The 3,915-nt window shown below is 48.4% G+C and carries 1 tRNA gene and 3 rRNA genes; all 4 read right to left on the reverse strand.

Annotated features, from left to right (window positions below):
• Positions 1 to 88 (reverse strand): 5S ribosomal RNA (rrf, locus tag GG9_RS0109145); the annotation flags it as partial.
• A 140-nt stretch (positions 89 to 228) separates the two neighbouring features.
• Positions 229 to 3,125 (reverse strand): 23S ribosomal RNA (locus GG9_RS0109150).
• A 269-nt stretch (positions 3,126 to 3,394) separates the two neighbouring features.
• Positions 3,395 to 3,470 (reverse strand) — tRNA-Glu (locus tag GG9_RS0109155).
• A 119-nt stretch (positions 3,471 to 3,589) separates the two neighbouring features.
• Positions 3,590 to 3,915: ribosomal RNA gene (locus GG9_RS0109160) — 16S ribosomal RNA — on the reverse strand; the annotation flags it as partial.

Raw genomic sequence — 3,915 nt, forward strand, 5'->3', positions numbered from 1 at the left:
GAAACCCCACACTACCATCGGCATTACAGCGTTTCACTTCTGAGTTCGGTATGGTGTCAGGTGGGTCCACCGCACTATCGCCGCCAGGATAATTCGTTGATAACTTGTCTTTATCTTTCGCTACTCAGCTCTTCCTCTACCTTTCACTCGTTCTTATTGGGCACAAGCTGAACGTTTAGTTAATTTCTTTTTCTTTTACTCTGTTTTCCAAAAACACTTGAGCGTTGTATAGTTAAGCCTCTCGGGCAATTAGTACAGGTTAGCTCAATGACTCACATCACTTACACACCCTGCCTATCTACGTCTTAGTCTTAAACAACCCTTACACACTTGATGTGTGGGAGAACTCATCTCTTGGCAAGTTTCGTGCTTAGATGCTTTCAGCACTTATCTCTTCCGCACTTAGCTACCCGGCAATGCGTCTGGCGACACAACCGGAACACCAGTGGTGCGTCCACTCCGGTCCTCTCGTACTAGGAGCAGCCCCAACCAATTCTCCAACGCCCACGGCAGATAGGGACCGAACTGTCTCACGACGTTCTAAACCCAGCTCGCGTACCACTTTAAATGGCGAACAGCCATACCCTTGGGACCTACTTCAGCCCCAGGATGTGATGAGCCGACATCGAGGTGCCAAACACCGCCGTCGATATGAACTCTTGGGCGGTATCAGCCTGTTATCCCCGGAGTACCTTTTATCCGTTGAGCGATGGCCCTTCCATTCAGAACCACCGGATCACTATGACCTACTTTCGTACCTGCTCGACTTGTCTGTCTCGCAGTTAAGCTTGCTTATACCATTGCACTAACCTCACGATGTCCGACCGTGATTAGCAAACCTTCGTGCTCCTCCGTTACGCTTTGGGAGGAGACCGCCCCAGTCAAACTACCCACCAGACACTGTCCGAGACCACGTTTCGTAATCTTCGTTAGAACATCAAACGTTAAAGGGTGGTATTTCAAGGTCGACTCCATAATCACTGGCGTGACTACTTCTAAGTCTCCCACCTATCCTACACATCAAAATTCAATGTTCAGTGTCAAGCTATAGTAAAGGTTCACGGGGTCTTTCCGTCTAGCCGCGGGTACACCGCATCTTCACGGCGATTTCAATTTCACTGAGTCTCGGGTGGAGACAGCCTGGCCATCATTATGCCATTCGTGCAGGTCGGAACTTACCCGACAAGGAATTTCGCTACCTTAGGACCGTTATAGTTACGGCCGCCGTTTACTGGGGCTTCGATCAGGAGCTTCTCTTTCGATTACACCATCAATTAACCTTCCAGCACCGGGCAGGCATCACACCCTATACGTCCACTTTCGTGTTTGCAGAGTGCTGTGTTTTTAATAAACAGTTGCAGCCAGCTGGTATCTTCGACCGGTTCAACCTTCAGGGGCTAGCCCTTACAATCTACGCCGGCGCACCTTCTCCCGAAGTTACGGTGCTATTTTGCCTAGTTCCTTCACCCGAGTTCTCTCAAGCGCCTGAGTATTCTCTACCTGACCACCTGTGTCGGTTTTCAGTACGGTTTAGTAAAGCTTGTCGCTTAGTGGCTTTTCCTGGAAGTGTGGTATCAGTTACTTCAGCTCCGTAGAGCCTCGTCATCATCTCTCAGTGTTAAGGAAGTCCGGATTTGCCTAAACTTCCCACCTACCAACTTAAACGTGCATATCCAACAGCACGCTAACCTAACCTACTCCGTCCCCACATCGCAGCTTTACCAAGTACAGGAATATTAACCTGTTTCCCATCGACTACGCTTTTCAGCCTCGCCTTAGGGGCCGACTCACCCTGCCCCGATTAACGTTGGACAGGAACCCTTGGTCTTCCGGCGAACGAGTTTTTCACTCGTTTTATCGTTACTTATGTCAGCATTCGCACTTGTGATACGTCCAGCTAACCTCTCGATTAACCTTCATCCGCTTACACAACGCTCCCCTACCCAACAATGTTTCCATTGATGCCGCAGCTTCGGTGCTATATTTCAGCCCCGTTACATCTTCCGCGCAGGCCGACTCGACTAGTGAGCTATTACGCTTTCTTTAAATGATGGCTGCTTCTAAGCCAACATCCTAGCTGTCTAAGCCTTCCCACTTCGTTTCCCACTTAATATAGACTTTGGGACCTTAGCTGGCGGTCTGGGTTGTTTCCCTCTCCACGACGGACGTTAGCACCCGCCGTGTGTCTCCTGAGTATCACTCTTTGGTATTCGTAGTTTGCATCGGGTTGGTAATCCGGGATGGACCCCTAGCCGAAACAGTGCTCTACCCCCAAAGGTGTCCGCTCAAGGCTCTACCTAAATAGATTTCGGGGAGAACCAGCTATCTCCCGGTTTGATTGGCCTTTCACCCCCAGCCACAAGTCATCCGCTAATTTTTCAACATTAGTCGGTTCGGTCCTCCAGTTAGTGTTACCCAACCTTCAACCTGCCCATGGCTAGATCACCGGGTTTCGGGTCTATACCTTGCAACTATTCGCCCAGTTAAGACTCGGTTTCCCTTCGGCTCCCCTATTCGGTTAACCTCGCTACAAAATATAAGTCGCTGACCCATTATACAAAAGGTACGCAGTCACCCTTTCAGGCTCCCACTGCTTGTACGTACAAGGTTTCAGGTTCTATTTCACTCCCCTCACCGGGGTTCTTTTCGCCTTTCCTTCACAGTACTGGTTCACTATCGGTCAATCAGGAGTATTTAGCCTTAGAGGATGGTCCCCCCATCTTCAAACAGGATATCACGTGTCCCGCCCTACTTCTCGTTAACTTAGTACCACAGCCTGGATGTCGAGTACGGGGCTATCACCCTGTGTCGCTAAGCTTCCCAGCTTATTCCTCTATCTCTGCTGTTATCATTAACAGGCTCTTTCGCTTTCGCTCGCCGCTACTGACGAAATCTCGGTTGATTTCTTTTCCTCGGGGTACTTAGATGTTTCAGTTCTCCCGGTTTGCCTCACTTACCTATGAATTCAGTAAGTGATAGTAGATTCTTCATCTACTGGGTTTCCCCATTCGGATATCTTGGATTAAACGCCTCTTATCGACTCATCCAAACTTTTCGCAGATTAGCACGTCCTTCTTCGCCTCTGATTGCCAAGGCATCCACCTTGTACGCTTAGTCACTTAACTATACAACCTCAAATGTTTTCAATCACTTTAAGTTTTCACTTCAAAGTGCGGTCAATTTGATGCGTATGTTCATTCAACTAAACACTTGATTGCTTTTGTTCAATCAAGATTTTATGCAAAACAGGTTTGCTTTCAGAGTTTCCTTTTCAGTTCTCTCTTCTCACTTTCCTGTCTCGCCTACTCAGACTTTCTCTCGAAAATCTCTTGTTTTCAGCTTGTTTCCAATTTTTTAAAGAACAGTAAGATAATCTAACAAAGTTATCTTTAATTGGCGTCCCCACGGGGATTCGAACCCCGGTTACCGCCGTGAAAGGGCGATGTCCTAGGCCTCTAGACGATGGGGACATCAATTAAAGATACTCTATCTTCTTTTTATCTTTCAACGTCGCTTTCGCTTCGTTTTTTTAATCTTGTCTACAACTATCAGCCAATCTGTGTGAGCACTCGCTGTCTCTCGTCTTAGGTAAGGAGGTGATCCAACCGCAGGTTCCCCTACGGTTACCTTGTTACGACTTCACCCCAGTCATGAATCATACCGTGGTAAACGCCCTCCAAAAGGTTAAGCTATCTACTTCTGGTACAACCCACTCCCATGGTGTGACGGGCGGTGTGTACAAGGCCCGGGAACGTATTCACCGCGACATTCTGATTCGCGATTACTAGCGATTCCGACTTCATGGAGTCGAGTTGCAGACTCCAATCCGGACTTAGACGTACTTTCTGAGATTCGCTCCACCTCGCAGCTTCGCCACCCTCTGTATACGCCATTGTAGCACGTGTGTAGCCCTAC

Source organism: Haemophilus haemolyticus M19501 (assembly GCF_000222025.1).
Classification (GTDB): domain Bacteria; phylum Pseudomonadota; class Gammaproteobacteria; order Enterobacterales; family Pasteurellaceae; genus Haemophilus; species Haemophilus haemolyticus_G.